The organism is Stappia sp. P2PMeth1 (genome assembly GCF_900185735.1).
In the GTDB taxonomy this organism is placed as follows: domain Bacteria; phylum Pseudomonadota; class Alphaproteobacteria; order Rhizobiales; family Stappiaceae; genus Stappia.
In genome coordinates this window covers 367,769-394,530 of sequence record NZ_FYAW01000021.1, presented here as the reverse complement: position 1 = coordinate 394,530, position 26,762 = coordinate 367,769, and the positions used below count along the sequence as shown (strand labels likewise).

The window sequence follows — 26,762 nt, the reverse complement described above, 5'->3', positions numbered from 1 at the left end:
CCGGGAACCTTGATGACTACGGGTGCAAACCCGACCCCGGCACGGTCGCCGGCCGCTGGTCTCCCGGACGGGTGTGTCCGGGAGACCACCCAAACTCTACCACCAATGCAAACAAACAACCCCGGCCGCAGGCGAAGCCGGCGAGCCGGGGGCTATTGGTTGCCAGAGCGGCGGAATGGGCGCTCCGCCTTGGCGTTTCGCCTTCTGGATGCAGGCCTCTCCCCGCGTCGTCCCGGATGCGGCCCTCTCCCTGCGTCCTCCCGGGCAAGGCGCAGCCGCGACCCGGGATCGGAGAGCCGAGGGCGCTGGTGGCGCGCTCTGGATCGAACCCGCAACCGCCGTGCCTTGAGCTTACGCGACGTTGCGGCGGCGGCCGGCGATCAGGTCGAGTACCGAGCGGGCGGCGTCGAGCACGTTGGAGCCGGGGCCGAAGATCGCCGAAACGCCAGCGTCCTTGAGGAACTGGTAGTCCTGGCGCGGGATCACGCCGCCGACGACGACGATGATGTCGGAGGCGCCGCGCGCCTTCAGCGCCTCGACAAGCTGCGGGGCCAGCGTCTTGTGGCCGGCGGCGAGCGAGGACATGCCGACCACATGCACCTTGTTCTTCACCGCCAGGTCGGCCGCCTCTTCCGGCGTCTGGAACAGCGGGCCGGCGATCACGTCGAAGCCGATATCGCCGAAGGCCGAGGCGATCACCTTGGCGCCGCGGTCGTGGCCGTCCTGGCCGAGCTTGGCGACGAGCACGCGCGGCGTCTCGCCCAGCGAGGCGGCAAAGTCGGAGAGCCGCTGCACCAATGTCTCGTATTCCGGCTCGCCCTCATAGGCCGGGCCGTAGACCTGGCGCACCACCTTGGGCTCGGCCGCGTGGTCGCCGAAGGCCTCGCGCAGCGCATCGGAAATCTCGCCGAGCGTGGCGCGGGCGCGGGCCGCTTCCACGGCCGCTTCCAGGATATTGCCCTCGCCGGTGCGGGCGACCTCGCGCAGCGCGTCGAGGGTCTCCTGCGTGCGCTGGGGATCGCGCTGGCGCCGGGTGCGCTCGATGCGGGCGATCTGCGACTCCCGCACCGCCTTGTTGTCGATGTCGAGGATCTCGATCTCGTCTTCGTTCTCCAGGCGAAACTTGTTGACGCCGACGATCACCTCGTCGCCGCGGTCGACGGCGGCCTGGCGACGGGTCGCGGCCTCCTCGATCATCCGCTTCGGCAGGCCCTTGTCGACGGCCGCCGTCATGCCGCCCTCGGCCTCGATGCGCTCGATGATCTCCCAGGCGCGGGTGGCGAGCTCATGGGTCAGGCTCTCCACGTAATAGGAGCCGGCGAGCGGGTCGACGACCTTGGTCACGCCCGTCTCGTGCTGCAGGATGAGCTGGGTGTTGCGGGCGATGCGCGCGGAAAACTCGGTCGGCAGGGCGATGGCCTCGTCGAAGGAGTTGGTGTGCAGCGACTGGGTGCCGCCGAGCGCCGCCGACATCGCCTCGAAGGCGGTGCGCACGATGTTGTTGTACGGGTCCTGCTCGGCCAGCGACACGCCGGAGGTCTGGCAGTGGGTGCGCAGCATCAGGGAGGAGGCCTTCTTCGGCTGGAACTCCTTCATGATGCGGGTCCACAAAAGGCGCGCGGCGCGCAGCTTGGCGGCTTCCATGAAGAAGTTCATGCCGATGGCGAAGAAGAACGACAGGCGCCCGGCGAAGGCGTCGACATCGAGCCCCTTCTTCAGCGCGGCACGGACATATTCGCGCCCGTCCGCCAGCGTGAAGGCCAGCTCCTGCACCAGGGTCGCCCCGGCTTCCTGCATGTGATAGCCGGAAATCGAGATGGAGTTGAACTTCGGCATCTCCTTCGCCGTGTACTCGATGATGTCGGCGATGATCCGCATCGAGGGCTCGGGCGGGTAGATATAGGTGTTGCGGACCATGAACTCCTTGAGGATGTCGTTCTGGATCGTGCCGGAGAGCTTCGCCCGCGGCACGCCCTGTTCCTCGCCCGCGACGATGAAATTGGCGAGGATCGGGATCACCGCGCCGTTCATGGTCATGGAGACGGAGATCTGCTCCAGCGGGATGCCGTCGAACAGGATCTTCATGTCCTCGACGCTGTCGATGGCGACGCCCGCCTTGCCGACATCGCCGACGACGCGCGGATGGTCGCTGTCGTAGCCGCGATGGGTGGCAAGGTCGAAGGCGACCGAGACGCCCTGCTGCCCGGCGGCCAGCGCCTTGCGGTAGAAGGCGTTGGATTCCTCGGCGGTGGAGAAGCCCGCATATTGCCGGATCGTCCAGGGGCGGCCGGCATACATGGTCGCGCGCGGGCCGCGCAGGAAGGGCTCGAAGCCGGGCAGGGTGCCCAGATGCCCGATCCCGTCCAGGTCCTCTTCGGTGTAGAGCGGCTTGACCGGGATGCCCTCCGGCGTCTGCCAGACGAGGTCCTGCGGATCGCTGTCCTTGAGCTCCTTCGAGGCCAGGTCCATCCAGTCGCGAACGGTCTTCTTCTCGGTCATGACCCGCTCCTATTCGAATTCCATGATGATCTCGTCGACGGCGAGGCTGTCGCCCGGCTTGGCGGCGATGGTCTTGACCACGCCCTTGCGCTCGGCCTTCAGCACGTTCTCCATCTTCATCGCCTCGACCGTGGCGAGCGTCTGGCCCGCCTCGATCGTCTGGCCTTCCTCCACCGCGATGGAGACGACCAGGCCCGGCATCGGGCACAGCAGCATCTTCGAAGTGTCGGCCGGGATCTTCTCCGGCATCAGCCGCGCGGCCATCGCCTGGCGCGGGGTGAGGCAGGCGAGCACCACCTCGGCGCCGCGCTGGCGCAGACGGAAGCCTTGCCGCGTCGGGTTCACCTTCACCGCCAGCGGCCGGCCGTCGATGCGCGCCTCGACGAGCGGCGTGCCGGGCTTCCAGTCACTGAGCGCCACCTTGCGCGGGGCCGACAGCTTGGTGCCGTCCGCGTCCTCGCGCGCGGCGACCGTGTAGCTGCCGTCGCCGTTTTCGGTGATCGCGACCGGAAACTCCTCGCGCTCCACCACGATGGTCCAGTTCGGCCCGATCACCCGGCGGTGATTGTCCATGGCGCCGCTGATCTGCGTTGCCCGCGTCTCCGACACATGGTTGCAGGCCGCGGCCACCGCGACAAGGTCCTCAAGCGCATGTGCCGCCGGCGTCACGCCGGCGAAGCCTTCGGGATATTCCTCGGCGATGAAGGCGGTGGTGATGGCGCCGGTGCGGAAGCGCGGATGGTCCATCACGGCGGAGAGGAAGGGCAGGTTGTGGCCGATGCCCTCCACCTCGAACCGGTCGAGCGCGTCGGCCATGGCGTCGATGGCGTCGATGCGCTCGGGCGCCCAGGTGCACAGCTTGGCGATCATCGGGTCGTAGAACATCGAGATCTCGCCGCCTTCGAAGACGCCGGTGTCGTTGCGCACGATGGTGCCGTCCTCGCGCGTGCCTTCCTGCGGCGGGCGGTAGCGGGTCAGGCGGCCGATCGAGGGCAGGAAGTTGCGATAGGGATCCTCGGCATAGAGCCGGCTTTCCATCGCCCAGCCGTTCAGCTTGACGTCGGCCTGCGTGATCGACAGCTTCTCGCCGGCGGCGACGCGGATCATCTGTTCCACCAGATCGATGCCGGTGATCAGCTCGGTCACCGGATGCTCCACCTGCAGGCGGGTGTTCATCTCCAGGAAGTAGAAGTTGCGGTTGCCGTCGACGATGAACTCGACCGTGCCGGCCGAGGCGTAGTTCACGGCCCTGGCCAGCGCCACCGCCTGCTCGCCCATGGCCTTGCGGGTCGCCGCGTCGAGGAAGGGCGAGGGCGCCTCCTCGATGACCTTCTGGTTGCGGCGCTGGATCGAGCATTCGCGCTCGCCCAGATAGATCGTGTTGCCGTGGCTGTCGGCCAGCACCTGGATCTCGATATGGCGCGGCTGGGTGACGAATTTCTCGATGAAGATGCGGTCGTCGCCGAAGGAATTGGCCGCCTCGTTCTTCGACGACTGGAAGCCTTCGCGCGCCTCCGCATCGTTCCAGGCGATGCGCATGCCCTTGCCGCCGCCGCCGGCGGAGGCCTTGATCATCACCGGATAGCCGATCTCGCCGGAGATCTGCACCGCCTCGTCCGCATCGGCGATCAGGCCCATATAGCCCGGCACGGTGGAAACGCCGGCTTCCGCGGCCAGCTTCTTGGAGGTGATCTTGTCGCCCATCGCCTCGATGGCCGAGGCCGGCGGGCCGATGAAGGCGACGCCCTCCTTGGCCAGCCGCTCGGCAAACTCGGCGCGCTCCGACAGGAAGCCGTAGCCCGGATGCACCGCATCGGCGCCGCTGGCGCGGATCGCGTCCATGATCTTGTCGATGACGATGTAGGACTGGTTGGCCGGCGGCGGACCGATATGGATCGCCTCGTCGGCCATCTTCACATGCAGCGCGTCGCGGTCGGCGTCGGAATAGACGGCAACGGTCTCGATGCCCATCTTGCGCGCGGTCTTGATGACCCGGCAGGCGATCTCGCCGCGATTGGCGATCAGGATTTTCTTGATCATTGTTCTGTTCGGTCCCGTTCGTGGCGTCTGGCTATGCGGCGCTTGCGGCCGGAAGGTCGTTGCGGTTTCGCGCAAAGGGCTCTGGAAAATGCAGGGACGCTGTCACTCCGCCGCCTCCGCCGGAGGCTTGGCGCCGGGGGCGGCCCCGCCGACGATCAGGGCCTTGGCGCTGATATATTCGTCGATCTCGTCCCAGCCGACGGCATCGCCGAAGGGCAGGATGGTCCAGCGCCCGCGCTGCTCGGGCGTTGCGGCATGAAGGCGCGGATACCACCACAGCGGCGCCTCGATGCGGCGGCCGTCGGCCATCTTGAAGACGATCGTCGCCTCGGTGACGTCTACGCCGGCCACCTGAAGCTGCTTTTCGTCAATGTCCAAAGTGGTCATTCCAGGCCTCCAGAAATGCCGACCGGTGTCGCTCCGTTGCTTTCAAGATATCATTCACCTCGTGCGGGGCGAAACCGACGTTGCGGGCGACGGAACAGCTTGAGAGCCAGATCTTGATCTGTTTCCCGTCCTTCAGGACGTGGATATGGGGCGGTTCCCCGATCTCCTTGGAATAGAACAGGAACTGGTATCCCCTCCATCTCAGCACCGTCGGCACGCCCGCTTCCCCCCGGTTCCCCCCCGATTCCCCGTTGCGCCGGCGTCGCCGTTACAGCGGAATGTTGTCGTGCTTCTTCCAGGGGTTGGAGAGTTGCTTGTTGCGCAGCGTCGCCAGCGCCCGTGCGACCCGCCGGCGGGTCGAGTGCGGCATGATCACGTCGTCGATGAAGCCCTTCTCCGCCGCCACGAACGGGTTGGCGAAGCGGTCCTCGTATTCCTTGGTGCGCGCGGCGATCTTCTCCGGGTCGCCCAGTTCTGAGCGGTAGAGGATCTCGGTCGCGCCCTTGGCGCCCATCACCGCGATCTCGGCCGTCGGCCAGGCGTAGTTGATGTCGCCGCGGATATGCTTGGACGACATCACGTCATAGGCGCCGCCATACGCCTTGCGGGTGATGACGGTGACCTTCGGGACGGTCGCCTCGCCATAGGCGAAGAGCAGCTTGGCGCCGTGCTTGATGACGCCGCCATATTCCTGGCTGGTGCCGGGCAGGAAGCCGGGCACGTCGACCAGGGTCAGGATCGGGATGTTGAAACAGTCGCAGAAGCGCACGAAGCGCGCAGCCTTGCGCGAGGAGTTGATGTCGAGCACGCCCGCCAGCACCATCGGCTGGTTGGCGACGACGCCCACCGTCTGCCCTTCGATGCGGATGAAGCCGGTGACGATGTTGCCGGCATAGTTCTCCTGGAGCTCGAAGAAGTCGCCCTCGTCGGCGATCTTCACGATCAGCTCCTTCATGTCGTAGGGCTTGTTGGGATTGTCCGGGATCAACGTGTCGAGCGAGTTGTCGATGCGCGCCGGATCGTCGAAGAACGGGCGGACGGGCGGCTTCTCGCGGTTGCTGGAAGGCAGGAAGTCGATGAAGCGGCGCAGGGCGATCAGCGCCTCCACGTCGTTGTCGAAGGCGCCATCCGCGACCGAGGACTTGCTGGTATGGGTCTTGGCGCCGCCCAGTTCTTCGGCCGTCACCACCTCGTTGGTCACCGTCTTCACCACATCCGGGCCGGTGACGAACATGTAGGACGTGTCGCGGACCATGAAGATGAAGTCGGTCATCGCCGGCGAATAGACCGCCCCGCCCGCGCAGGGGCCCATGATCATCGAGATCTGCGGCACCACGCCCGAGGCCATGATGTTGCGCTGGAAGACGTCGGCATAGCCGGCGAGCGAGGCGACGCCTTCCTGGATGCGGGCGCCGCCGCTGTCGTTGAGGCCGATCACCGGCGCGCCGTTCTTCATCGCCATGTCCATGATCTTGCAGATCTTCTGGGCATGGGTCTCGGACAGCGAGCCGCCGAACACGGTGAAGTCCTGCGAGAACACATAGACCATGCGCCCGTTCACCGTGCCCCAGCCGGTGATGACGCCGTCGCCCGGCATCGAGGTCTCCTGCATGCCGAAATCCACGCAGCGGTGGGTGACGAACATGTCGTATTCCTCGAACGAGCCTTCATCGAGGAAGACCTCGATGCGCTCGCGCGCCGTCAGCTTGCCCTTGGCATGCTGCGCCGCGATGCGGGCCGTGCCGCCGGCAAGTCGGGCGGCGGCGCGGCGGTTTTCCAGTTCCTGCAAGATCTGCTGCATGACCGGCCTTTCGGGCTCTTGTGGCGTTGCGTTCTGGTGGCGTCAGCGGGCGCGGGCGCGCACCAGCGCGACGGCGATGGCGGCGGCGAGCACCGACTTGACGATACCGCCGATGACGAAGGGATAAAGCCCCAGCGCCAGGATCGGCTTGTCGAAGCCGATAACGGCGCCGAGCCACAGCAGGCCGGGGATGAAGACGACGGCCTGCGCAACGATCGAGGCCGGGATCGCCTGCCACAGGCTGCGGGTCCAGCCGCGCTCGGCGAAGACGCCGGCAAGCCAGGCCGAGGCGAGGAAGCCGAGCAGGAAGCCGCCGGTCGGGCCCATCATATAGGCAAGGCCGATGCCCTTGGCGGGCGTGTCGGCGAAGACCGGCAGGCCGGCCGCGCCCTGCATCAGGTAGGCGGCGACGCTCAACAGGGCGAGGCGCGGGCCGAGCGTGAAGCCCAGCACCAGGAGCGCCAGCGTCTGCAGCGTCATCGGCACCGGATAGAACGGCACGCTGACCTTGGCCGAGGCGGTGAGCAGCAGCGAGCCGGCCAGCGCGATGGCGAGCGAGCGCACGAGGCTGCGGGTCGTGGTGGTGGCGGCGACGTTGCCGGACATGGCGTTCCCTCCTGACGGCGGCGAGCGGGTCGCGGCGGACCCGGATGCCGCAAGTTCTGCGATTGTGGCCGCATATCCCGCAGGATGCGCGGCGCGTGGCCTGATCGCTACTCCTTTTCGCCGGCTTGCGGGAGTGTTGAAAAAGCCGCAAAGCAAACTTAATCTGTTTGCAAATATGATTTTGCGAATTTGCAAACTTCACCCGGCGCGCAGGGATCTCATCCTGAAGGGCCCGTCGACAAGAGCCTGCCATGAAGAAGCTGTTCCTCGGCCGCCAGATCCGCAGCCTGCGCGAGAAGGCCCAGTTGACGCAACGGGATTTCGCCGAGCGCCTCGGCCTGTCGACCAGCTATGTCAACCAGCTCGAGAACAACCAGCGCCCCGTCTCCGCGCCCGTCCTGCTCACCCTGTCGGAGCGGTTCGGGCTCGATCTCGCCTCGCTCTCGGTCGATGACGACGACCGGCTGATCGCCGCCCTGCAGGAGGTCTTCGCCGATCCGGTGCTGGCGGGCGCCGCGCCCGGCCTGCAGGAGGTCAAGATGGTCAGCCAGAACGCGCCGGACTTCGCCCATGCGCTGGTCCGCCTGCATCAGGCCTATCGCCAGATGGGCGAACAGCTCGCGCAGTTCGACGACCGGCTCGCCCGCGACGAGGGGCTCGCGCGCCCGACGCCTTACGAGGAAGTGCGCGACTTCTTCCATTTCGAGAACAACTATATCCACGAGCTCGACCTTGCCGCCGAGGACCTGGCGACGCGCCTGTCGCCGTCGGGCCGGATCTTCGCCCGCGATCTCGCGCAATATCTGGAGGAGCGGCACGGCATCGCCGTCGAGCGCCGCCGCGCGGGCACTGCAGGGGAGGGCACCATCCGCCGCTTCGACCGGGAGCAGCGCCGGCTCTATCTCAACGAGGCGCTGCCCGAGGCCACCATCGTCTTCCAGCTCGCCCACCAGATCGCGCTGCTGGAGGCCGGCGACATCGTCGAGGCGGTGCTGGCCCGCGCCCGGCTCCAGACCCCGGACGCGGTGCAGGTCGCGCGCATCGGCCTTGCCAATGCCTATGCCGGCGGGCTGGTGCTGCCCTATCGCGCCTTCCTGGCGGCGGCACAGGAGACCCGCCACGACCTCGATCTCATCGCCGACCGGTTCGGCGCCAGCCTGGAGCAGGTGGCGCATCGCCTGTCGACGATGCAGCGGCCGCGTCTGAAGGGCATTCCCTTCTTCTTCGCCCGGGTCGACCGGGCCGGCAACATCACCAAGCGCCACTCGGCCACCAAGCTGCAATTCGCCCGCTTCGGCGCCGCCTGTCCCTTGTGGAACGTGCACCGCGCCTTCGAGAGCCACGGGGCGATCATCCGCCAGCTCGCCGAGACGCCGGACGGCTCGCGCTACATCTCGCTCGCCGCCCATGTGGTGAAGAAGTCCGGCGGCTACAGCGGTCCGGTGCTGCATTATGCCATCGCGCTCGGCGCCGAGATCGCCCATGCCCGCGACATCGTCTATTGCGACGATCTCGACCTCACCCGCGAGGCGGCGTTCGAGCCGATCGGCGTCTCCTGCCGCATCTGCGAACGGCTGACCTGCCCGCAGCGCTCGGTGCCGCCGCTCAACCGGGCGATCTCCATCGACAGCGACGACCGCCGGCTGGTGCCTTACGCGATCCGCTGACGCCGCCTGTCGGCCTGTTCGGGCAGTTCGGCCTGTCCGGGCGGCGCCGGTCGGTTCGGCAATGCTGAAATTATCTCATCATAAATCCTTGTATTGAATGACGGAAATATACCCTGTTGACTGGAACGTAAACGTCATGCAGGGTTTTCTGCGGAGGAGGCCATGCAGCCCTATTACACCATCACCCAGTTGACGCAGGAATTCGGCGTGACCACACGCACCTTGCGCTTCTACGAGGCGGAGGGCTTCCTCAAGCCGACGCGGCGCGGGCGCCAGCGGCTCTACAAGCCCGGCGACCGGACGCGGCTGAAGCTGATCCTGCGCGGCAAGCGGCTCGGCTTCACCCTCGCGGAGATCCGCGACATCATCACCATGTACGACAAGTCGCCCGGCGAGGCGGGGCAGTTGCAGCTTCTGCTGCAGCGCATCGAGGCGCGGCGGGCCGAGCTGATGGCCAAGCGCCACGACATCGACCTGACGCTGGCCGAACTCGACGAGGTGGAGCAGGGCGCCCGCACCCGGCTCGGCGAGCTCGGGCCGATGAGCGATCTGTTTTCCGACGCCGCCGCCGGCCGGCGCGCCGAAAAATGACAAGATGCCGCGCGGGCGGCCGTTTCGCGCCACAGGCGGGGTTTTTCGGGAGGGAGTGAGAATGCAGGCAGCAGAGACGGTGCGGCGGTTCGAGCCGCGCGATCCCGACTGGCGGCGCCGGGTCGAGGCGAGTTTTGTCCGCCAGGCCTTCATGACGGCGACGCTCGGCGCCAGCATCGACCGGCTGGAGCCGGGCGAGGTCGACCTTGCCGTCGCCTTCGCCACCGGCCTGGTGCAGCAGCACGGCTATTTCCATGCCGGCGTCACCACGACGCTCGCCGACACCGCCGCCGGCTACGCCGCCCTGTCGCTCTATCCGAAGGGCTTCGGCGTGCTGACCACCGAGTTCAAGGTGAACCTGCTCAATCCGGGCCGGGGCCGGCGTCTCGTGGCGCGCGGGCGGGTGATCAAGCCGGGGCGCACGCTCACCGTCACCGCCTCCGACGTCTATGGTCAGACGCCGGGCGAGGCGGACATTCACGTCGCCACCGGGCTTTTCACGATGATCGCGCTGGAGGGACTGGATGACTGACGCGCAAGTGCCGGCGGAGGCCCTGGTCATCCGCCGCCTGGAACCTGCCGACCGCGCCGCCTGGGAGCCGCTCTGGCAGGCCTATCTCGCCTTCTACAAGCAGGAGCTTCCCGCGGACATCACCGATGCGGTTTTCGCGCGGATTTCCGGCGATGGCGCCCATGACGGTCTGGTCGCCGAGCGCGGCGGGCGGATGATCGGCTTCGTGCACCATGTGGTGCAGGAGACCACCTGGTCGATCGCCCCGACCTGCTACCTGGAAGACCTTTATGTCGACGAGACGCTGCGCGGCGGCGGCGTCGGCCGGGCGCTGATCGAGGCCGTCTATGTGGCCGCCCGCCGGCTCGGCTGCCGCTCGGTCTACTGGCAGACCCATGACGACAATGCCCGCGCCCGCCGGCTTTACGACCAGGTCGCGGTGCTCAGCCCCTTCGTGCGCTACGACCACGTGTTTTCGCAGGACTGAGGCGCCGCGCGCCGCCTGCCGCTTTCCGGAGACGAACCGATGATCCGCAACGACTTCCCCTCCTTCAACTTCAACCTCGGCGACACCGCCGACATGCTGCGCGACAGTGTCCGCTCCTTCTCGCAGGACACCATCGCCCCGCTCGCCGACCGCATCGACCGCGAGGACTGGTTCCCGCGCGAGGAGCTGTGGCCGGCGATGGGCGAGCTCGGCCTGCACGGCATCACGGTGGAGGAGGAGTGGGGCGGCTCGGGCCTCGGCTATCTCGAGCACTGCATCGCCATGGAGGAGGTCAGCCGCGCCTCCGCCTCCATCGGCCTGTCCTACGGCGCCCATTCCAATCTCTGCGTCAACCAGCTCCGCCGCTGGGGCACCAGGGAGCAGAAGTCGCGCTACCTCGCCAAGCTGGTCAGCGGCGAGCATCTCGGCGCGCTGGCGATGTCCGAGCCCGGTGCCGGTTCCGACGTCGTGTCGATGAAGCTGCGCGCCGACAAGCGCGGCGACCGCTACATCCTCAACGGCACCAAGATGTGGATCACCAACGGCCCGGATGCCGACACGCTGATCGTCTATGCCAAGACCGATCCCTCCGCCGGGCCGAAGGGCATCACCGCCTTCCTGATCGAGAAGGACTTCAAGGGCTTCTCCGTCGCCCAGAAGCTCGACAAGCTCGGCATGCGCGGCTCGCTCACCGGCGAGCTGGTGTTCGAGGACTGCGAGGTGCCGGAGGAGAACGTGCTCGGCGAGGTCGGCAAGGGCGTCAACGTGCTGATGTCCGGCCTCGACTACGAGCGCGCGGTGCTGGCCGCCGGCTGCATCGGCATCATGCAGGCGGCGATGGACGTGGTCATTCCCTATATCCACGAGCGCCGGCAGTTCGACCAGCCGATCGGCACCTTCCAGCTCGTCCAGGGCAAGATCGCCGACATGTATGTCTCGATGAACGCCAGCCGCGCCTATGTCTATGCGGTGGCGCAGTCCTGCGACCGCGGCGAGACCACGCGCGAGGATGCGGCCGGCGCGATCCTTTATGCTGCCGAGAACGCCACGAAAATGGCCCTCGACGCGATCCAGTTGCTCGGCGGCAACGGCTATATCAACGAATATCCCACGGGCCGGCTGCTGCGCGATGCCAAGCTCTACGAGATCGGCGCCGGCACCTCGGAAATCCGCCGCATGCTGATCGGCCGGGAGATCTTCAACAAGACCGCGTGAGGGGGCGGGGCGATGCTGCCGCGTTTGGTCGCATGGGGCGCGGCAGCCCCCTTCCGCCTCACGCCTGCCGGGGTTGCCAATGGATCCCGGCTCTCCGGCTTCGCCTGCGGCCGGGACGACATCCTGAGTGAGAGGCGCCGCCTCGCATACCCTCGGTCGTCACACTATTCCCTCGGTCGTCACCCCGGCCGCGCACAGCGCGCGCCGGTGCCTATTGGCTGCCAGAGCGGGCGCGAGGACACCTCGGCGGGGAGCGCATCTCCTTTTGCGCGTCCCCCTACGCGCAAGCCCCTCCGGCGTCTTCCCGGACGGCGCGCCAGCGCCGAGCCGGGACCGGGGAGCCGAGGGCCTGTCGGACACGCGCCCTTCCGCCTCACGCCCGCCGTGGCTCGCCGGTTCCGGATCGCGCTTCGCTTGCCCGGAATGACGAGGAGGGAGGTTGGGGGGAAGAGCACAGCCGAGACTGGGGCCGGCGCACTGCCGCCCCATCCCGCCATCCATCCTGCCCCGACGATTCCGCCTGACGGGCCGACGCAGGGCCGCTATAACCGGCGGATCGACGGAAAACGGACGGATCGTCATGACCACGGGCCGCGATGCGCTGGACCGCAAGCTGATCGCCTTGCTGCAGATGAATGCCCGCATGCCGACGGCCGATATCGCCCGCCGGCTCGGCGTTGCCCGCTCCACCGTGCATGAGCGCATCGCCCGGCTGGAGCGCACCGGGGCGATTGCCGGCTATACGGCGGTGCTGACCCGCCCCGAGACCGGCAATGTGGTGCGCGCCCTCGTCATGCTGGCCGTCGAGCAGCAGCAGATGCGCGAGACGATCCGCCGGCTCGCCACCTTCCCGGAGATCCGCGCCTGCCAGACCATCGCCGGCGAGTTCGACATCTTCCTGGTGGTCGAGGCGCCGCAACTGGAGGATCTCGACGAGGCGCTGGACGAGATCGCCGTGGTGCCGGGCGTGCGCCGCTCGCAATCCTCCATCGTGCTCGCCTCGAAATTCGACCGCAGCCCGGCGATCATGCCGGCAACGACATAGTCCCCCGCCGGGGCGTTCGCCGGCCTCAGCGCGCCTCGCCCAGCCCGTCGCGGCGCATTTCGGCGGCAGCGACGCAGAGCGCCATGGCAAGGCACAGCGTGCCGGACAGCGAGCGGAAGGCGCCGAGATCGGCCTCCGCCACCTCCACCACCACCTGGGCCGACTGGATCAGCGGCGAGAACGGCGAATCCGTCAGCGCCAGCACCGGCACGCCGCGCGCCGCCGCCGCATTGGCGACATCCACCGTCAGCGAGGCGTAAGGGGTGAAGCTCACCGCCACCAGCAGGTCCTGCGGGCCGGCGGCGGAGGCCTGTTCGGGGCCGAGCGAGGCGAGATTGTCGACGAGCACCGCCGCCATGCCGAGCTTCGACAGCGCATAGGCCATATAGGCGGAGACCGGGAAGGCACGGCGCTGGGCGACGAGATAGATCACCCGCGCGCCCGCCATGGCGCGGGCCGCCTCCTCCATCGTCTCGGGCGCGAGCGAGTTGCGCATGCGCAGCAAGGAGGCAACCGCGGTGTCGACGAAATCGCCGAACAGCGCATGGGCGCCGTGGCTGTCGCCGCTGCGCCGCCGCAGCACTTCCAGCCGCTCGTCATAGTCGGGCCAGCGCTCGCGCAGCCTTGCGCGGAACACGTCCTGCAACTCGGAAAAGCCCTGATAGCCGAGCGACTGGGCAAAGCGCACCAGGGTCGAAGGCTGCACGCCGGCCTGCTCGGCGATCACCGCCACCGTGCCGAACGTGACGTCGTCCGGCCGGTCGACCGCGAAGGCGGCGACCTGGGCGAGGCGCTTGGGCATCGCCGGCTTCCGCTCGATCAGCAGCGTCCGCAAGCCGTCATAGTCGCGCGGCGGGGCATCCTCCGCCGTGCCGGTCTGCCTGTCGCTCATCGGCCGTCTCTCCTCGTTGACCCGATACCGTGTTTTCCGCTCGAGGCCCGCCGGATCCGGGCGTGCGCCGGCGCCCGGCTCGGCGCGGTGGTTTTCAGCTTGACACCGTCGAACCAAAAATGGAATAAAAATTCCATATGATGTGTTTTGGAATGCATCATTCCGATTTTTCCGGAGGCCCGCGCGGGAGGCGCCGACCGCCGGGAAACGCCTCGGGCGGCACCGGCGCAGGGCCGGCGGACCGGGGCAACGGACGACAGGATCCCCGCGCAGGGGACTATGGGAGGAAGGCACATGAAACGTTTCGTCGCTCGTCTGCTGACGGCTGCCGCCGTTGTCGGTCTGGTCGCCGGCGCCGGCACCTCGCCGGCAAACGCCGAGGATATCAACATTATCGTGGTTAGCCACGGCCAGGCATCCGATCCGTTCTGGTCGGTGGTGAAGAACGGCGTCGCCAAGGCCGGCGAGGATCTCGGCGTTTCCGTGGATTACCGCGCGCCCGAGACCTTCGACATGGTGGCGATGGGCCAGCTCATCGACGCCGCCGTCAACCAGGAGCCGCACGGGCTGATCGTTTCGATCCCCGATGCCGACGCGCTCGGCGATTCGATCCGCAAGGCGGTCGCCGCCGGCATTCCGGTGATCTCGATGAATTCCGGCTCGGACGTCTCCGCCTCGCTCGGCGCAGCGCTCCATGTCGGCCAGGAAGAGTATGACGCGGGCAAGAAGGCCGGCGAGGCGCTCGCCGAAATGGGCGGCAAGAAGGGGCTCTGCGTCAATCACGAGGTCGGCAACGTCTCGCTCGACCAGCGCTGCCAGGGCTTCGCCGATGGCTTCGGCGGCTCGGTCTCCGTGCTGCCGACCACCAACGACCCGGCCGAGATCCTCGCCAAGGTGAAGGCGGCGCTCGCCTCCGACGGCGACATCGACACGGTCATGGCGCTCGGCGCCGCGCTCGCCGGCGAGCCGAGCCTGCGGGCGGTGAAGGACAGCGGCATGCTGGAGCAGGTCAAGGTCGCGACCTTCGACATGTCGGCGAACTTCCTGCAGGCGATCGCCGATGGCGAGGCCGCCTTCGCCATCGACCAGCAGCAGTTCCTGCAGGGCTACCTGCCGGTGGTGTTCCTCGCCAACCATGCCCGCTACGGCCTGATGCCGGGCGGCAACGTGCCCTCGGGTCCGAACCTGATCACCAAGGACAAGGCCGGGCAGGTGGTGGACCTGTCGGCCAAGGGCATCCGCTGACGTGCGCCGGCGGGGCGGGGCCATGCGGCCGCGCCCTGCCGGGCCGTTCCAGCCTGCCGTTTCAGGCTGCCGCGTCTGATTGCCGGTCGCGGCGGCCCGGTTTCCGGCATCTGAAGGACAGGGTCGATGAGTGAAGGACAGGCGGTCGCCTCTCCGCCCGAAGGCGTGGACGAGCGGCTGAGGAAGACGGGTCTTGCGACGAAACTGCTGCGCCGGCCAGAGCTCGGTGCGCTGGCCGGGCTGGTGCTGGTCACGCTGTTCTTCGTCACGGTGGCCAATCCGGCGATGTTCTCGCTCGCCGGCATCATGAATTTCATGGCGCCCGCCGCCCAGCTCGGCATTCTCGCCATCGGCGCGGCGCTGCTGATGGTCGGCGGCGAGTTCGACCTGTCGGTCGGCTCGATGGTCGCCTTCGCCGGGCTGGCCTTCGGCACGGTGCTGGTGGTCTGGGACATGCCGCTGATCGTCGCCATCGCCGCGACGCTCGCTTTCGCCGCCGGCATCGGCGCGGTCAACGGCCAGATCGTGCTGCGCACCGGTCTGCCGTCCTTCATCGTCACCCTGGCCTTCCTGTTCATCCTGCGCGGCCTCACCCTGGTCGGGCTGAAATGGGCGACCGGCGGCTCGACCCAGTTGCGCGGCGTCAAGGAGGCGGCGGGCGAGGGCTGGATCCTCGAACTGTTCTCGGGCGATGCCTTCGAGGGGCTGTTCGCCTGGCTGGCCGCCAACGGCCATATCGAGACCTTCCGCAACGGCGCGCCCAAGGTCACCGGCGTGCCGGTGGAGATCCTGTGGTTCGTCGCCATCGCCCTCATCGCCACCTGGGTGCTGCTGCGCACCCGCTTCGGCAACTGGATCTTCGCCGCCGGGGGCGATGCCAACGCGGCGCGCAATTCCGGCGTGCCGGTGACCCGGGTCAAGACCATCCTGTTCATGGTCACCGCCATGTGCGCGGCGCTGGTCGCCATCCTCACCGTGCTCGATGCTGGCTCCACCGACGCGCGGCGCGGCTTCCAGAAGGAGTTCGAGGCGATCATCGCGGCGGTGATCGGCGGCTGCCTTTTGACCGGCGGCTACGGCTCGGCCATCGGCGCCTTCTTCGGCGCCATCATCTTCGGCATGGTGCTGATCGGGCTGACCTACACCACCATCGACCAGGACTGGTACCTGGTGTTCCTCGGCGGCATGCTGCTGATCGCCGTGCTGTTCAACAATTTCATCCGCAAGCGGGCGACGGGGGAGCGCTGACCATGGCCGCGACAGCTCTGGCACATTCGGACCCCGCCCGCACCGACCCCGCGCCCACCGTTCCGCTGATCGAGGTGCGCGACCTCGTCAAGCATTTCGGCTCGGTCATCGCGCTTGGCGGCGTCTCGATGAAGGTGCATGCCGGCGAGGTGCTGTGCCTGCTCGGCGACAACGGCGCCGGCAAGTCGACCCTGATCAAGACGCTCTCGGGCGTGCACCGGCCGACGGCGGGGTCCTTCCTCGTCGGCGGCGAGGAGGTCGCTTTTGCCAGCCCGCGCGCTGCGCTCGATGCCGGCATCGCCACCGTCTACCAGGACCTGGCGATGATCCCGCTGATGTCGATCACCCGCAATTTCTTCATGGGCCGCGAGCCGCTCAAGGGCGTCTGGCCGCTCCGCCACATGGACATGGCCCATGCCGATGCGGTGACGCGCGAGGAGATGCGGCGCATCGGCATCGACGTGCGCGATCCGCAGCAGGCGGTCGGCACCCTGTCGGGCGGCGAGCGGCAATGCGTGGCGATCGCCCGGGCGGTCTATTTCGGCGCCAGGGTGCTGATCCTCGACGAGCCGACCTCGGCGCTCGGCGTCGCCCAGACCTCGATGGTGCTGAAATACATCGGCCAGGTGCGGGCCAAGGGGCTCGGCGTCATCTTCATCACCCACAATGTCCGCCATGCCTATGCGGTCGGCGACCGCTTCACCGTGCTCAACCGGGGGCGGACGCTCGGCACCCATACCAAGGGCGGCATCACCATCGACGAATTGCAGAACCTGATGGCCGGCGGCAAGGAGTTGCAGGACCTCGGCGCGGAACTCGGCGGCACGGTCTGACTGCCTGCCGGGGAGGGGCGGCGGATCGCCGCGCCTTTCCGTCCTTGAGCGCTTGGCGGCCTCGCGCTCACATCACCGGCAGGACGCGCGGCGAGACGGCCGGCTCGGGCGTTGCCGAGGCGGTCTCGAAGGCGAGGATCGCGCCGGCGAGGTCCTCCAGCGCCGCGCCCACCGACTTGAACAGGGTGATGTCCTCGGCCTGGCGCAGCACCGGGTGGGTGCCGCGAACGAGGTCGAAGAGATCGGCCTCGATGCCGTCCTCGGCGAGCGCGCCGGAGGCGAGCGCCTGGACGATGTCGCCGGCCTCCGTTGTTGCGCCCTCGCGGGTGTCGACGAAGACGCGGGCCCGCGCCATCGCCTCGTCGTCGCTTTCGCGCATGGTCGGCTTGAAGGCGCCGACCAGATCGACATGGCTGCCCGGCTGCAGCCAGGCGCCGCGCACCAGCGGCGCCTCCGACAGGGTGGCGCAACTGACGATGTCGGCCTCGCGCACCGCCGCCTCGAGATCGCCGGCGGCCTGCGTCAGGATGCCCAGTTCACCGGAAATGTCCTCGGCGACCGCCTGCGCCTTTTCGATGTCGCGCCCCCAGACGGAGATGCGCGAGATCGGCCGCACCGAGGCATGGGCGGCGGCGAGGTTGCGCGACAGGCGGCCGGTGCCGACCACCACCAGATGGCGGGCGTCGGCGCGCGCCAGGTAGTCGGCGGCCAGGGCGGAGGCCGCCGCCGTGCGCCGGGCGGTCAGCTCGCCGCCGTCGATCAGCGCCACCATCTCGCCGGTGCGCGCGTCGTTCAGCAGGTAGCTCGCCATCACCGCCGGCAGGCCGCGCGCGCCATTGCCCGGCACCACCGTCGCCAGCTTGGTGCCGAGATAGCGCCCCGGCACCCAGGCCGGCATCAACAGCAGCGTGCCGTCCGTCTCGCCCGGCACCGCGAAGTCGTGGTGATGGCGCACCGGGCTCTCGCAGCCGTCGCGGAACATCGCCCGCAGCGCCTCGATCAGCGGCCGCCAGTCGAGCGCCGCGCGGGTGGCATCCTGGTCGAGTTGCAGCATGGGAGCCTCCATAGGGAGCGGATAAGGGGAGCGGTACGAACCGGCCGGCGACCGGTGGCCGGCGGGAAGGACGATGCCCGCCGCAAACGGCGACAGCAAGACGCGAAAGGGCGACCTGCCGAAAAACTCCCCGACAAGCTGCGCTGCCGCCACAGGACTGCCCGTCCTGCCTCGCGGATGCTGCCGTGCCGGCCGGGAACATGCTGGGCGGGAACATGCTGGCGGGAACATGCCGGCCGGGAACATGCCGGGCGGGAACATGCCGGACGGGAACATGCTGGCAGGCCGGCGGTTTCGCTTGCGGGCGTTGGTGCGGGGCAGATCCTGGCACGGAGGGATGTGAGATGGCAAACCGGTTGGTATGGGGAATTCTCGGCGCCTCGTCGCAGGCCTGGCCATCGGCTATCTGGGCGGAAACACCGGCACGGGGGTCGCGCTCGGCATTGCGGCGGGCGCGGTGGCGGCCGGGGCCTGGCACTATGTCGCCACACGGGCCTGATCGGGACCGGCGGGCTGCCGCCATGCGAGCGCCGAGGCGATCGTGAGGCAGAAGGCGGCTGCGTAGGATCGGCTCCCTTTCGCCTCACGCCCGGCTCGGCCTCTCCCGGCATCCTCCCGCGCTCCGCCCTCGCGCTGCGTCCTCCCGGACGAAGCGCCATTCGCGCGCAGCCCCTCCTTCGCCCTCCCGGACGGCGCGCCCCCCACGCGCAGGCCCCTCCCTGCGTCATCCCGCACGCAGGCGAAGCCGGAGATGCGGGATCGGAGAGGCACAGCGCTTGCGGCCCCTTGCCGGAACGCTTCGGCAATCGCCCTCGGCTCGCCGGTCCCGGATCTTCGGCCTGCGGCCTCGTCCGGGACGACGAAAGGAGAGGAAGGCGGAAAGCTGCTGCTTTCGCACCCCCCCCCGCCCCGGCTGCGGCTGCTTTTCTACGCCCACGCGCTCCGGCGGATACTGGACGCCCGCCTGCGCGGGCGTGACAGCCGAGAGGGGGGCGAGCGCCTTTCGCCTCACACCCGCTGAGGGTGCCAATGGTTCCCGGATCTTCGGCCTGCGGCCTCGTCCGGGACGACATCCTGAGTGAGAGGGGCGTCGCCTAGCGCTCATCGGCCTTCGCAGGTATGACAGCCGGGGAGGTGGCGAAGCGCTCCCGCCTCATGCCGCAGTGTGGCCGCGCGCCTCTCCCGTGTCGCCCCGCGCATCCTCCCCGCGCGTCCTCCCGAACGCGCTCCGATCGCCCTGCGGCCTAGAACGGGATTTCGTCGTCCATGTCCGGGCCGCCGCCGAAGCCGCCGCCCGATCCGCCCGACCCACCACCCGAGCCGCCGCCATAACCGCCGCCCGAGCCGCCGCCATAACCACCGCCGCCTGAGCCGCCGCCAGACCCTCCACCGTAACCGCCGCCGGAGCCGCCCTCATAGCCCCCGCCGCCGCCTTCGACAAAGCGGCCGCCACCGCCGCCGCCGCCTTCGCCGCGGCCGTCGAGCATGGTCAGCGTCGAATTGAAGCCCTGCAGCACGACTTCCGTGGAATAGCGATCCTGGCCCGACTGGTCCTGCCACTTGCGGGTCTGCAACTGGCCCTCGATATAGACCTTGGCGCCCTTGCGCAGATAGTTCTCCGCGACCTTGGCCAGGCCCTCGTTGAAGATCACCACGCGGTGCCACTCGGTGCGCTCCTTGCGCTCGCCGGAACTGCGGTCGCGCCAGGTCTCCGAGGTGGCGATGCGCAAGTTGACCACCGGGCGCCCGTCCTGCATCCGGCGGACCTCAGGATCGGCTCCCAGATTGCCCACCAGGATCACCTTGTTGACGCTTCCCGACATTGTCGTCTCCTTGCCTGCCGGACGTTGCCGGCCTGTCCTCAAGCCGGCGCGTCGCGGCCGGGCTTGCTGCTTTACTGTCGCCCGCCCGCGCGCAGCGGCCGGGCTTGCTGCTTCGATGTGGTCCGCCGGCGCTGCGGCGGACCCCGTTGAGTGCATGCGGCGCGCCGGCGGCACGCCTTTGCGCGCCCCGGGGCCCGAGATCATCCCGTGGACCTTAGCCCCGGCCGGGACGCCGGCGAAAGGCCCGCGACCGGCGAACTGCAGCCTCGGCCCGCTTTTTGCGCGCATGCAGCCCGCTTTTCCACAATCGCTTGCCGCAGGCACGCAAGGCGGCTCAGTCCCGGATGACGTTGCCCCTTGCCCGCGACGCCCGCCCGCACCACATGCCGGCAGTCTTGCGCGACAGTATATGTTCCTGATATGTTCACGCAATCGGATTCGCATCGGCGCGCGTAGAAAGGTCTGCCCCAGTCGAGCCGGGAGTTGCTTGAGCAGGGAGTTGCTTGGGCCGGGAGTTGCGGCTTGCCGGCTTCCGGCTGGTTGCGGCGCCGGCCGGACCAGACCGGATCGGACCAGACCGGATCGGGTCAGTCCGGATCAGGCGGGAGCGGATCGGGCGGGGCGGACCGGCAACGGGAATCGACGGCACCCGGCGTATATCGTAGAAGGGCGTTGCCGCCGTCGGGCGGAGCGGCCCTGTCATGTCCGGCCTGTCGTGCCCGGCCTGTCGTCCGGCCCTGTTCTGCTCCGGCTGCCCCAGGCTGCCGTTTCGTCCCGGCCGCGCCGGGGCCCGTTCCATCCCGGCGGCGCCGGGTAACGTTCAACCTGCCTTCGCGCCGCGCCCTCCTGCGCGGCCCGGAAGCCCGCAAAAGGCCGCAGGGCCGTCCATCCAGGGACCGCACGCATGTCCAAGCCGCGTTCGACCACCATGCCGCCCGCCTCCCTCGCCGACCGGCGGGTGATCAGCGTGCGCGGCGCGCGCGAGCACAATCTCAAGAACATCGACCTCGACCTGCCGCGCGACGCGCTGATCGTGATGACCGGCCTGTCCGGCTCCGGCAAGTCGTCGCTCGCCTTCGACACGATCTATGCCGAGGGCCAGCGCCGCTATGTCGAGAGCCTGTCGGCCTATGCCCGCCAGTTCCTGGAGATGATGCAGAAGCCGGATGTCGACCAGATCGACGGCCTGTCGCCGGCGATCTCCATCGAGCAGAAGACGACCTCGCGCAATCCGCGTTCGACCGTCGGCACGGTGACGGAGATCTATGACTACCTGCGCCTCTTGTTCGCGCGCATCGGCGTGCCCTATTCGCCGGCCACCGGCCTGCCGATCGAGAGCCAGACGGTCAGCCAGATGGTCGACCGGGTGCTGGCGCTGGAGGAGGGCACCCGGCTCTACCTGCTGGCCCCGATCGTGCGCGGCCGCAAGGGCGAGTACCGCAAGGAACTCGCCGAGCTGATGAAGAAGGGCTTCCAGCGCGTCAAGATCGACGGCACCTTCCACGAGATCGCCGAGGCGCCGGCCCTCGACAAGAAGCTGAAGCACGACATCGACGTGGTCGTCGACCGCATCGTCGTGCGCCCGGACATCGCCGGCCGGCTGGCGGATTCGCTGGAGACCGCGCTGTCGCTGGCCGACGGCATCGCCATCGCCGAGTTTGCCGACAGGGCGCTGCCCGCGCCGGCCGACGGCGCCGTGCTGCAGAACCGCAACGAGACCCACGAGCGCCTGGTGTTCTCGGAAAAATTCGCCTGCCCGGTCTCCGGCTTCACGATTTCCGAGATCGAGCCGCGGCTGTTCTCCTTCAACAATCCGTTCGGCGCCTGCCCGACCTGCGACGGGCTCGGCACCACGCTCGCCTTCGAGCCCGAGTTGGTGGTGCCCGACCACACGCTGACCTTGCGCGAAGGCGCGGTGCTGCCCTGGGCCAAGACCGGCTCGACCTCGCCCTATTACGCCCAGACGCTGGAGGCGATCTGCCGCCATTTCGGCGCCTCGATGGCGACCCCCTGGGCCGACCTGCCGGAGCCGGTGCGCGAGACGATCCTCAACGGCTCGGGCCGGGAGAAGATCGAGTTCGTCTATGACGACGGCGTGCGCAGCTACCGCACCGCCAAGACCTTCGAGGGCGTCATCGGCAATATCGAGCGGCGCTGGCGCGAGACCGACAGCGAGTGGGTGCGCGAGGAACTGTCGCGCTACCAGTCCGACCGTCCGTGCCCGGCCTGCAACGGCTACCGGCTGAAGCCCGAGGCGCTGTCGGTGAAGATCGCCACGCGTCATATCGGCGAGATCTCGCAGCTCTCCATCCGCGATGCCGCCGCCTGGTTCGCCGAGTTGCCGGCAAAGCTCACCGACAAGCAGTCGGAGATCGCCCTGCGCATCCTCAAGGAGATCCGCGAGCGGCTGCGGTTCCTCAACGATGTCGGGCTCGACTATCTGGCGCTGTCGCGCAATTCCGGCACCCTGTCGGGCGGCGAGAGCCAGCGCATCCGCCTTGCCTCGCAGATCGGCTCGGGGCTGACGGGCGTGCTCTATGTGCTCGACGAGCCGTCCATCGGCCTGCACCAGCGCGACAATGCCCGCCTGCTCGACACGCTGAAGCACCTGCGCGACCTCGGCAACACGGTGATCGTGGTCGAGCATGACGAGGATGCGGTGCTGACCGCCGACCATGTGGTCGATATCGGTCCGGGCGCCGGCATCCATGGCGGCGAGGTGGTCGCGCAGGGAACCCCGGCGGAGATCCTCGCCAATCCGAAATCGCTGACCGGGCAGTATCTCTCCGGCGCCATGGCGATCCCGATGCCGGCCGAGCGGCGCAAGCCGAAAAAACACCGCCGCATCCATGTGGCCGGCGCACGCGGCAACAACCTGAAGAACGTCTCGGCGGACATTCCGCTCGGCACCTTCACCTGCATCACCGGCGTCTCCGGCGGCGGCAAGTCGACCTTCCTCATCGACACGCTGTACAAGGCGGCGGCGCGGCGGCTGAACGGCGCGCGCGAGACGCCGGCCCCGCACGACCATATCGACGGGCTGGAGCAGCTCGACAAGGTGATCGACATCGACCAGTCGCCGATCGGGCGCACGCCGCGCTCGAACCCGGCGACCTATACCGGCGCCTTCACGCCGATCCGCGAGTGGTTCGCCGGCCTCCCCGAGGCCAAGACGCGCGGCTACCAGCCGGGGCGCTTCTCGTTCAACGTCAAGGGCGGGCGCTGCGAGGCCTGCCAGGGCGACGGCGTCATCAAGATCGAGATGCACTTCCTGCCCGACGTCTATGTCACCTGCGACGTCTGCAAGGGCAAGCGCTACAACCGCGAGACGCTCGAGGTGGAGTTCAAGGGCAAGTCGATCGCCGACGTGCTCGACATGACGGTGGAGGAGGGCGCGCGCTTCTTCGCCGCCGTGCCGGCGGTGCGCGACAAGCTGGAGACGCTGGCCCGTGTCGGTCTCGGCTATATCAAGGTCGGCCAGCAGGCGACGACCCTGTCCGGCGGCGAGGCGCAGCGCGTCAAGCTGGCCAAGGAACTGTCGAAGCGCGCCACCGGCCGCACGCTCTACATCCTCGACGAGCCGACCACCGGCCTGCATTTCCACGATGTCGCCAAGCTGCTGGAAGTGCTGCACGAACTGGTCGACCAGGGCAATACGGTGCTGGTCATCGAGCACAATCTGGAGGTGATCAAGACCGCCGACTGGGTGATCGACCTCGGGCCGGAAGGCGGCGATGGCGGCGGCACCATCGTCGCGGCCGGCACGCCGGAGGAGATCGCCGAGGCGCCGGCGAGCCATACCGGCCACTTCCTGCGCGAGGTGCTGGAGCGCCGCCCGGCCCGCGGCATGACCGCAGCCGAGTAGCTGCGGGAAGACCGGCCGGCGGGAGGTGGCAGGTCCGCCTCTCGCTGCGTCAGCCGTGGCGGTGGCACCGCCCGCCTCATGCTTGCCGAGGTTGCCAATGGGTCCCGGGTCGCGGCTTCGCCTTGCCCGGGATGACCTCGGAGGAGGAGGCACGGCCTCACATCCCCTCCGAGGTCACCCCGGCCGCGCGCCAGCGCAGAGCCGGGGGCTATTGGTTGCCAGAGTGGTCGAGAGGACGCGCCCACCCCGCCCCGCGTCATCCCGCACGAAGCGCAGCGAAGATGCGGGATCGGAGAGCCGAGAGCCTCACGAAGGCACTCCCGAACGAACCCGCAACCGCCGTGCCTCCCCGGTCCCGGATCTTCGGCCTTCGGCCTCGTCCGGGAAGACGCGGGGAGAGGCATGTGCGACAAATATCCGCCGAGGTTGCCAATGGTTCCCGGCTCTGCGCTGGCGCGCGGCCGGGATGACCTCCGAGGAGGAGGCACCGCCTCGCCCCACCCTCTGCCGTCACACCGGGCAAGGCGCAGCCGCGCCCCGGTGCCCATTGGCTACCAGAGCGGCGGCGAGGACACGCCCGCACGAGCCCCAGCTCTCGGCTGTCGTCCCGGTCTCGGTGAAGCCGAAGGCCGGGACCCAGTAACCACGATCGATCGCGACTGACGCCTCGGCGCAACCGCCGGACGGCCGGAATCTGCTGCCCGTGCTCGTCCCTCTCCCCGCGTCCTCCCGGACGCAATCCTCTCCGTCGTCCTCCCGGACGGCGCGCTAGCGCCGAGCCGGGACCGGAGAGCCAGAAGCCTATCACATGCGCTTGGGTCGCCCCTCGAGCTTCCTGCCTCTCGGGGCGCGCCGCGCCTGGCCGGAATGAATGCCGGAATGAATGATGGGGTGGACGGCCCTTCTCAACGGCATCGAAGTGCCAAAACGGGGTCGTTGAAACAACGCCACCAACAAGAGGAGCCGCCCACCGTGGATATTAGCACCATTGGTTTTGCTCTGGTCAAGCAGGTTTCTCCGGTTCACGGCGTCGACGCGGCCGGAACGACGTTCTGAGTGAGAGGGCGCAGCCTCACATCCCCTCCGAGGTCACCCCGGCCGCGCGCCAGCGCAGAGCCGGGGGCTATTGGTTGCCAGAGCGGCAGCGATGACGCTGAAACCTCTCCCGGCGTCATCCCGCACGAAGCGCAGCGAAGATGCGGGATCGGAGAGCCGAGGGCCTCTCGGCCGCGCTCCCGGCCGTCCCCACAACCGCCGTGCCTCCCCGGTCCCGGATCTTCGGCCTTCGGCCTCGTCCGGGAAGACGCCAAGGAGGGGCAGCGGCCAGGACGACGCGGGGAAAGGTTGGAGCAAAACACCCGCCGAGGGTGCCTCTGGTTCCCGGCTCTCCGGCTTCGCCTGCGGCCGGGAAGACGGCCTGAGAAAGTGGCACGGCCTCACATCCCCTCCGAGGTCACCCCGGCCGCGCGCCAGCGCAGAGCCGGGGGCTATTGGTTGCCAGAGCAGCCGAAACGGCACACCGCCCTCGCGTTTCGTCCTCCCGGACGGCGCTCAGCGCCGAGCCGGGATCGGAGAGCGTATCGGGCACGCTCCCGACCGACATCACACCGCCGTGCCTCCCCGGTCCCGGATCTTCGGCCTTCGGCCTCGTCCGGGAAGACGCCAAGGAGGGGTCGCGGCCGGGAAAACGCTAAAGCGAGGCCTCGTCCGGGAAGCTGCGGGAGAGGCCGCGGCGAACTCCCCCAGGGATAAGTCCTTGAGGTCGGCGGCGAGCAGGGGGGCTGAAACCGCTTCCATCTTCCCGCCCCGGAAGATAAATCGATTTTTACGATGATAATTACAAAAACAATCAGTTTGTGCGAATGAAAGCGTCCTGCCATCCTGCACCGGCATCGCAGGAGGCAAGGTATGAATTTCGCCGGAAGCGGAAAATATGAGACGAAATTCGCGGCGCGCGTCGCGAATTGGGGTCATGCTTTGCCCGGTCTTGCCTTGTGCGTCCTTCTCGCCCTTGCCGGCGAGGGGCTGCGGCGGCTTCCCGGCCTCGACCTGTTCGGGCCGATGGCGCTGGCGATGGCGCTGGGGCTGGGGCTGCGCGCGGTGCTGCCGCTGCCGGCGCTGGTCGTGCCGGGGGCGCGCCTTGCCGCCGGGCCGCTGCTGCGCGCCGCCGTCGTGCTGCTCGGCCTGCAATTGACGCTCGCCGACCTCCTGTCGCTGGGCCTGGCCGGGCTTGCCGTCACCGTCACTGCGCTTCTCGCCACCTTCGCGCTGACCCTTTGGCTCGGCCGCCGGCTCGGCGTCGCGCCGGAGCTCGCCCGGCTGATCGCCGCCGGCACCTCCATCTGCGGCGCCTCGGCGGTGGCCGCCGCCCGCTCGGTGACCGGGGCGAGCGCGGGCGATGCCGCCTATGCGGTCGCCTGCGTCACCCTGTTCGGCACGCTCGCCATGGTGTTGATGCCGCTGCTGCCGCCGCTCGCCGGGCTGGATGCGGCCGGCTACGGCCTCCTTGTCGGCGCCTCGGTGCATGAGGTGGCGCAGGTGGCCGGCGCCGGCTTCCGCCATTCGGCGCAGGCGGGCGAGGCGGCTATGGTCGCCAAGCTGTCGCGGGTGCTGCTGCTGGCGCCGATGGTGCTGGGGCTTGCCGCCTGGCTGCGGCGCGGCGGCGCCAGCAAGATCGCGCAGGACGGGGCCGCCCGCCTGCCGCTGCCGTGGTTCGTGTTCGGTTTTCTCGCCATGGTGCTGGTCGCAAGCAGCACCGAGCTGCCCGAGGCCATGCGCGCCGGGGCCGGCATGGCGACGACCTTCCTGATGGCGATGGCGCTGGCCGGCCTCGGCCTTGGCACCGATCTGCGCGAGATCCGCGCCCGCGGCCCCCGTCCGCTGCTGCTGGCCGCTCTCGCCGCCCTGTTCATCGCCGCGCTTGCCCTGCTAATGGTGAAGGTCCTGATGTGAC

At 68.7% G+C, this 26,762-nt stretch carries 21 protein-coding genes; 12 read left to right on the top strand and 9 right to left on the bottom strand.

The features are described 5' to 3' along the window. Positions 1-351: 351 nt before the first annotated feature. The 6 genes from scpA to P2PM1_RS15585 form a co-directional block, all read right to left on the bottom strand. The gene (gene scpA, locus P2PM1_RS15610) at positions 352-2,499 is read right to left on the bottom strand and encodes a methylmalonyl-CoA mutase (protein ID WP_186399677.1); all 2,148 of its coding nucleotides are present in this window, start codon (positions 2,497-2,499) and stop codon (positions 352-354) included. Positions 2,500-2,508: 9 nt separating this feature from the next. Continuing rightward, positions 2,509-4,539 (bottom strand): acetyl/propionyl/methylcrotonyl-CoA carboxylase subunit alpha, encoded by a 2,031-nt coding sequence (locus P2PM1_RS15605; protein WP_186399676.1) that lies wholly within the window; start codon positions 4,537-4,539, stop codon positions 2,509-2,511. Between the two features lie 102 nt (positions 4,540-4,641). Continuing rightward, on the bottom strand, positions 4,642-4,926 hold the full coding sequence (locus tag P2PM1_RS15600) for a DUF2442 domain-containing protein (protein WP_158192671.1): 285 nt from the start codon (positions 4,924-4,926) through the stop codon (positions 4,642-4,644). Next, on the bottom strand, positions 4,907-5,143 hold the full coding sequence (locus tag P2PM1_RS15595; RefSeq protein ID WP_186399675.1) for a DUF4160 domain-containing protein: 237 nt from the start codon (positions 5,141-5,143) through the stop codon (positions 4,907-4,909). Before P2PM1_RS15595 ends, P2PM1_RS15600 begins: the two co-directional genes overlap by 20 nt. A 51-nt stretch (positions 5,144-5,194) precedes the next feature. Then, positions 5,195-6,727 (bottom strand): acyl-CoA carboxylase subunit beta, encoded by a 1,533-nt coding sequence (locus P2PM1_RS15590; RefSeq protein ID WP_186399674.1) that lies wholly within the window; start codon positions 6,725-6,727, stop codon positions 5,195-5,197. 42 nt (positions 6,728-6,769) lie between these two features. Continuing rightward, positions 6,770-7,333: a biotin transporter BioY gene (locus tag P2PM1_RS15585; protein ID WP_186399673.1), complete on the bottom strand. Its 564-nt coding sequence runs from the start codon at positions 7,331-7,333 to the stop codon at positions 6,770-6,772. A gap of 251 nt (positions 7,334-7,584) precedes the next feature. Here P2PM1_RS15585 and P2PM1_RS15580 point away from each other — a divergent pair, with 251 nt between their 5' ends. The 6 genes from P2PM1_RS15580 (at position 7,585) to P2PM1_RS15555 (ending at position 12,849) form a co-directional block, all read left to right on the top strand. Beyond that, positions 7,585-9,000, top strand: a complete 1,416-nt coding sequence (locus P2PM1_RS15580; protein ID WP_186386499.1) for a short-chain fatty acyl-CoA regulator family protein — start codon at positions 7,585-7,587, stop codon at positions 8,998-9,000. A 162-nt stretch (positions 9,001-9,162) separates the two neighbouring features. Next, a complete protein-coding gene (locus tag P2PM1_RS15575; RefSeq protein ID WP_186399672.1) occupies positions 9,163-9,591 on the top strand; it encodes a MerR family DNA-binding transcriptional regulator in 429 nt (142 codons plus the stop codon). 61 nt (positions 9,592-9,652) lie between these two features. Then, positions 9,653-10,123: a PaaI family thioesterase gene (locus tag P2PM1_RS15570; RefSeq protein ID WP_208985290.1), complete on the top strand. Its 471-nt coding sequence runs from the start codon at positions 9,653-9,655 to the stop codon at positions 10,121-10,123. Then, positions 10,116-10,589 (top strand): GNAT family N-acetyltransferase, encoded by a 474-nt coding sequence (locus tag P2PM1_RS15565; RefSeq protein WP_186399671.1) that lies wholly within the window; start codon positions 10,116-10,118, stop codon positions 10,587-10,589. The genes P2PM1_RS15570 and P2PM1_RS15565 overlap by 8 nt, the downstream gene beginning before the upstream one ends. 39 nt (positions 10,590-10,628) lie before the next feature. Continuing rightward, positions 10,629-11,804, top strand: a complete 1,176-nt coding sequence (locus P2PM1_RS15560) for an isovaleryl-CoA dehydrogenase (protein WP_186399670.1) — start codon at positions 10,629-10,631, stop codon at positions 11,802-11,804. A 580-nt stretch (positions 11,805-12,384) separates the two neighbouring features. Continuing rightward, complete coding sequence (locus tag P2PM1_RS15555) at positions 12,385-12,849, top strand: Lrp/AsnC family transcriptional regulator (protein WP_186396325.1); 465 nt, start codon at positions 12,385-12,387, stop codon at positions 12,847-12,849. Positions 12,850-12,874: 25 nt separating this feature from the next. Here the strand turns inward: P2PM1_RS15555 and P2PM1_RS15550 are convergent, their stop codons facing one another. After that, a complete protein-coding gene (locus tag P2PM1_RS15550; RefSeq protein WP_186399669.1) occupies positions 12,875-13,741 on the bottom strand; it encodes a MurR/RpiR family transcriptional regulator in 867 nt (288 codons plus the stop codon). 294 nt (positions 13,742-14,035) lie between these two features. Here P2PM1_RS15550 and P2PM1_RS15545 point away from each other — a divergent pair, with 294 nt between their 5' ends. The 3 genes from P2PM1_RS15545 (at position 14,036) to P2PM1_RS15535 (ending at position 17,067) form a co-directional block, all read left to right on the top strand. Beyond that, positions 14,036-14,986, top strand: coding sequence for a sugar ABC transporter substrate-binding protein (locus P2PM1_RS15545; protein WP_186399668.1), 951 nt, complete (start codon positions 14,036-14,038; stop codon positions 14,984-14,986). A 126-nt stretch (positions 14,987-15,112) separates the two neighbouring features. Further along, the gene (locus P2PM1_RS15540; RefSeq protein ID WP_186386506.1) at positions 15,113-16,234 is read left to right on the top strand and encodes an ABC transporter permease; all 1,122 of its coding nucleotides are present in this window, start codon (positions 15,113-15,115) and stop codon (positions 16,232-16,234) included. 2 nt (positions 16,235-16,236) lie between these two features. Then, a complete protein-coding gene (locus tag P2PM1_RS15535; RefSeq protein WP_186399667.1) occupies positions 16,237-17,067 on the top strand; it encodes an ATP-binding cassette domain-containing protein in 831 nt (276 codons plus the stop codon). Between the two features lie 67 nt (positions 17,068-17,134). Here the strand turns inward: P2PM1_RS15535 and P2PM1_RS15530 are convergent, their stop codons facing one another. Further along, the gene (locus P2PM1_RS15530; RefSeq protein ID WP_186399666.1) at positions 17,135-18,121 is read right to left on the bottom strand and encodes an ornithine cyclodeaminase family protein; all 987 of its coding nucleotides are present in this window, start codon (positions 18,119-18,121) and stop codon (positions 17,135-17,137) included. Between the two features lie 361 nt (positions 18,122-18,482). Here P2PM1_RS15530 and P2PM1_RS15525 point away from each other — a divergent pair, with 361 nt between their 5' ends. Beyond that, positions 18,483-18,620, top strand: a complete 138-nt coding sequence (locus P2PM1_RS15525; protein ID WP_186399665.1) for a hypothetical protein — start codon at positions 18,483-18,485, stop codon at positions 18,618-18,620. A 745-nt stretch (positions 18,621-19,365) separates the two neighbouring features. On the opposite strand, the gene P2PM1_RS15520 is transcribed toward P2PM1_RS15525, so the two are convergent. Beyond that, positions 19,366-19,944: a single-stranded DNA-binding protein gene (locus tag P2PM1_RS15520; RefSeq protein ID WP_186390156.1), complete on the bottom strand. Its 579-nt coding sequence runs from the start codon at positions 19,942-19,944 to the stop codon at positions 19,366-19,368. Positions 19,945-20,872: 928 nt separating this feature from the next. On the opposite strand from P2PM1_RS15520, the gene uvrA reads away from it, so the two are divergent. Together uvrA and P2PM1_RS15510 are read left to right on the top strand one after the other, a co-directional pair. Next, positions 20,873-23,809, top strand: coding sequence for an excinuclease ABC subunit UvrA (uvrA, locus tag P2PM1_RS15515; protein WP_186399694.1), 2,937 nt, complete (start codon positions 20,873-20,875; stop codon positions 23,807-23,809). 1,908 nt (positions 23,810-25,717) lie between these two features. Further along, positions 25,718-26,761 (top strand): YeiH family protein, encoded by a 1,044-nt coding sequence (locus P2PM1_RS15510; protein WP_186399664.1) that lies wholly within the window; start codon positions 25,718-25,720, stop codon positions 26,759-26,761. The last annotated feature ends 1 nt before the right edge of the window (position 26,762 follow it).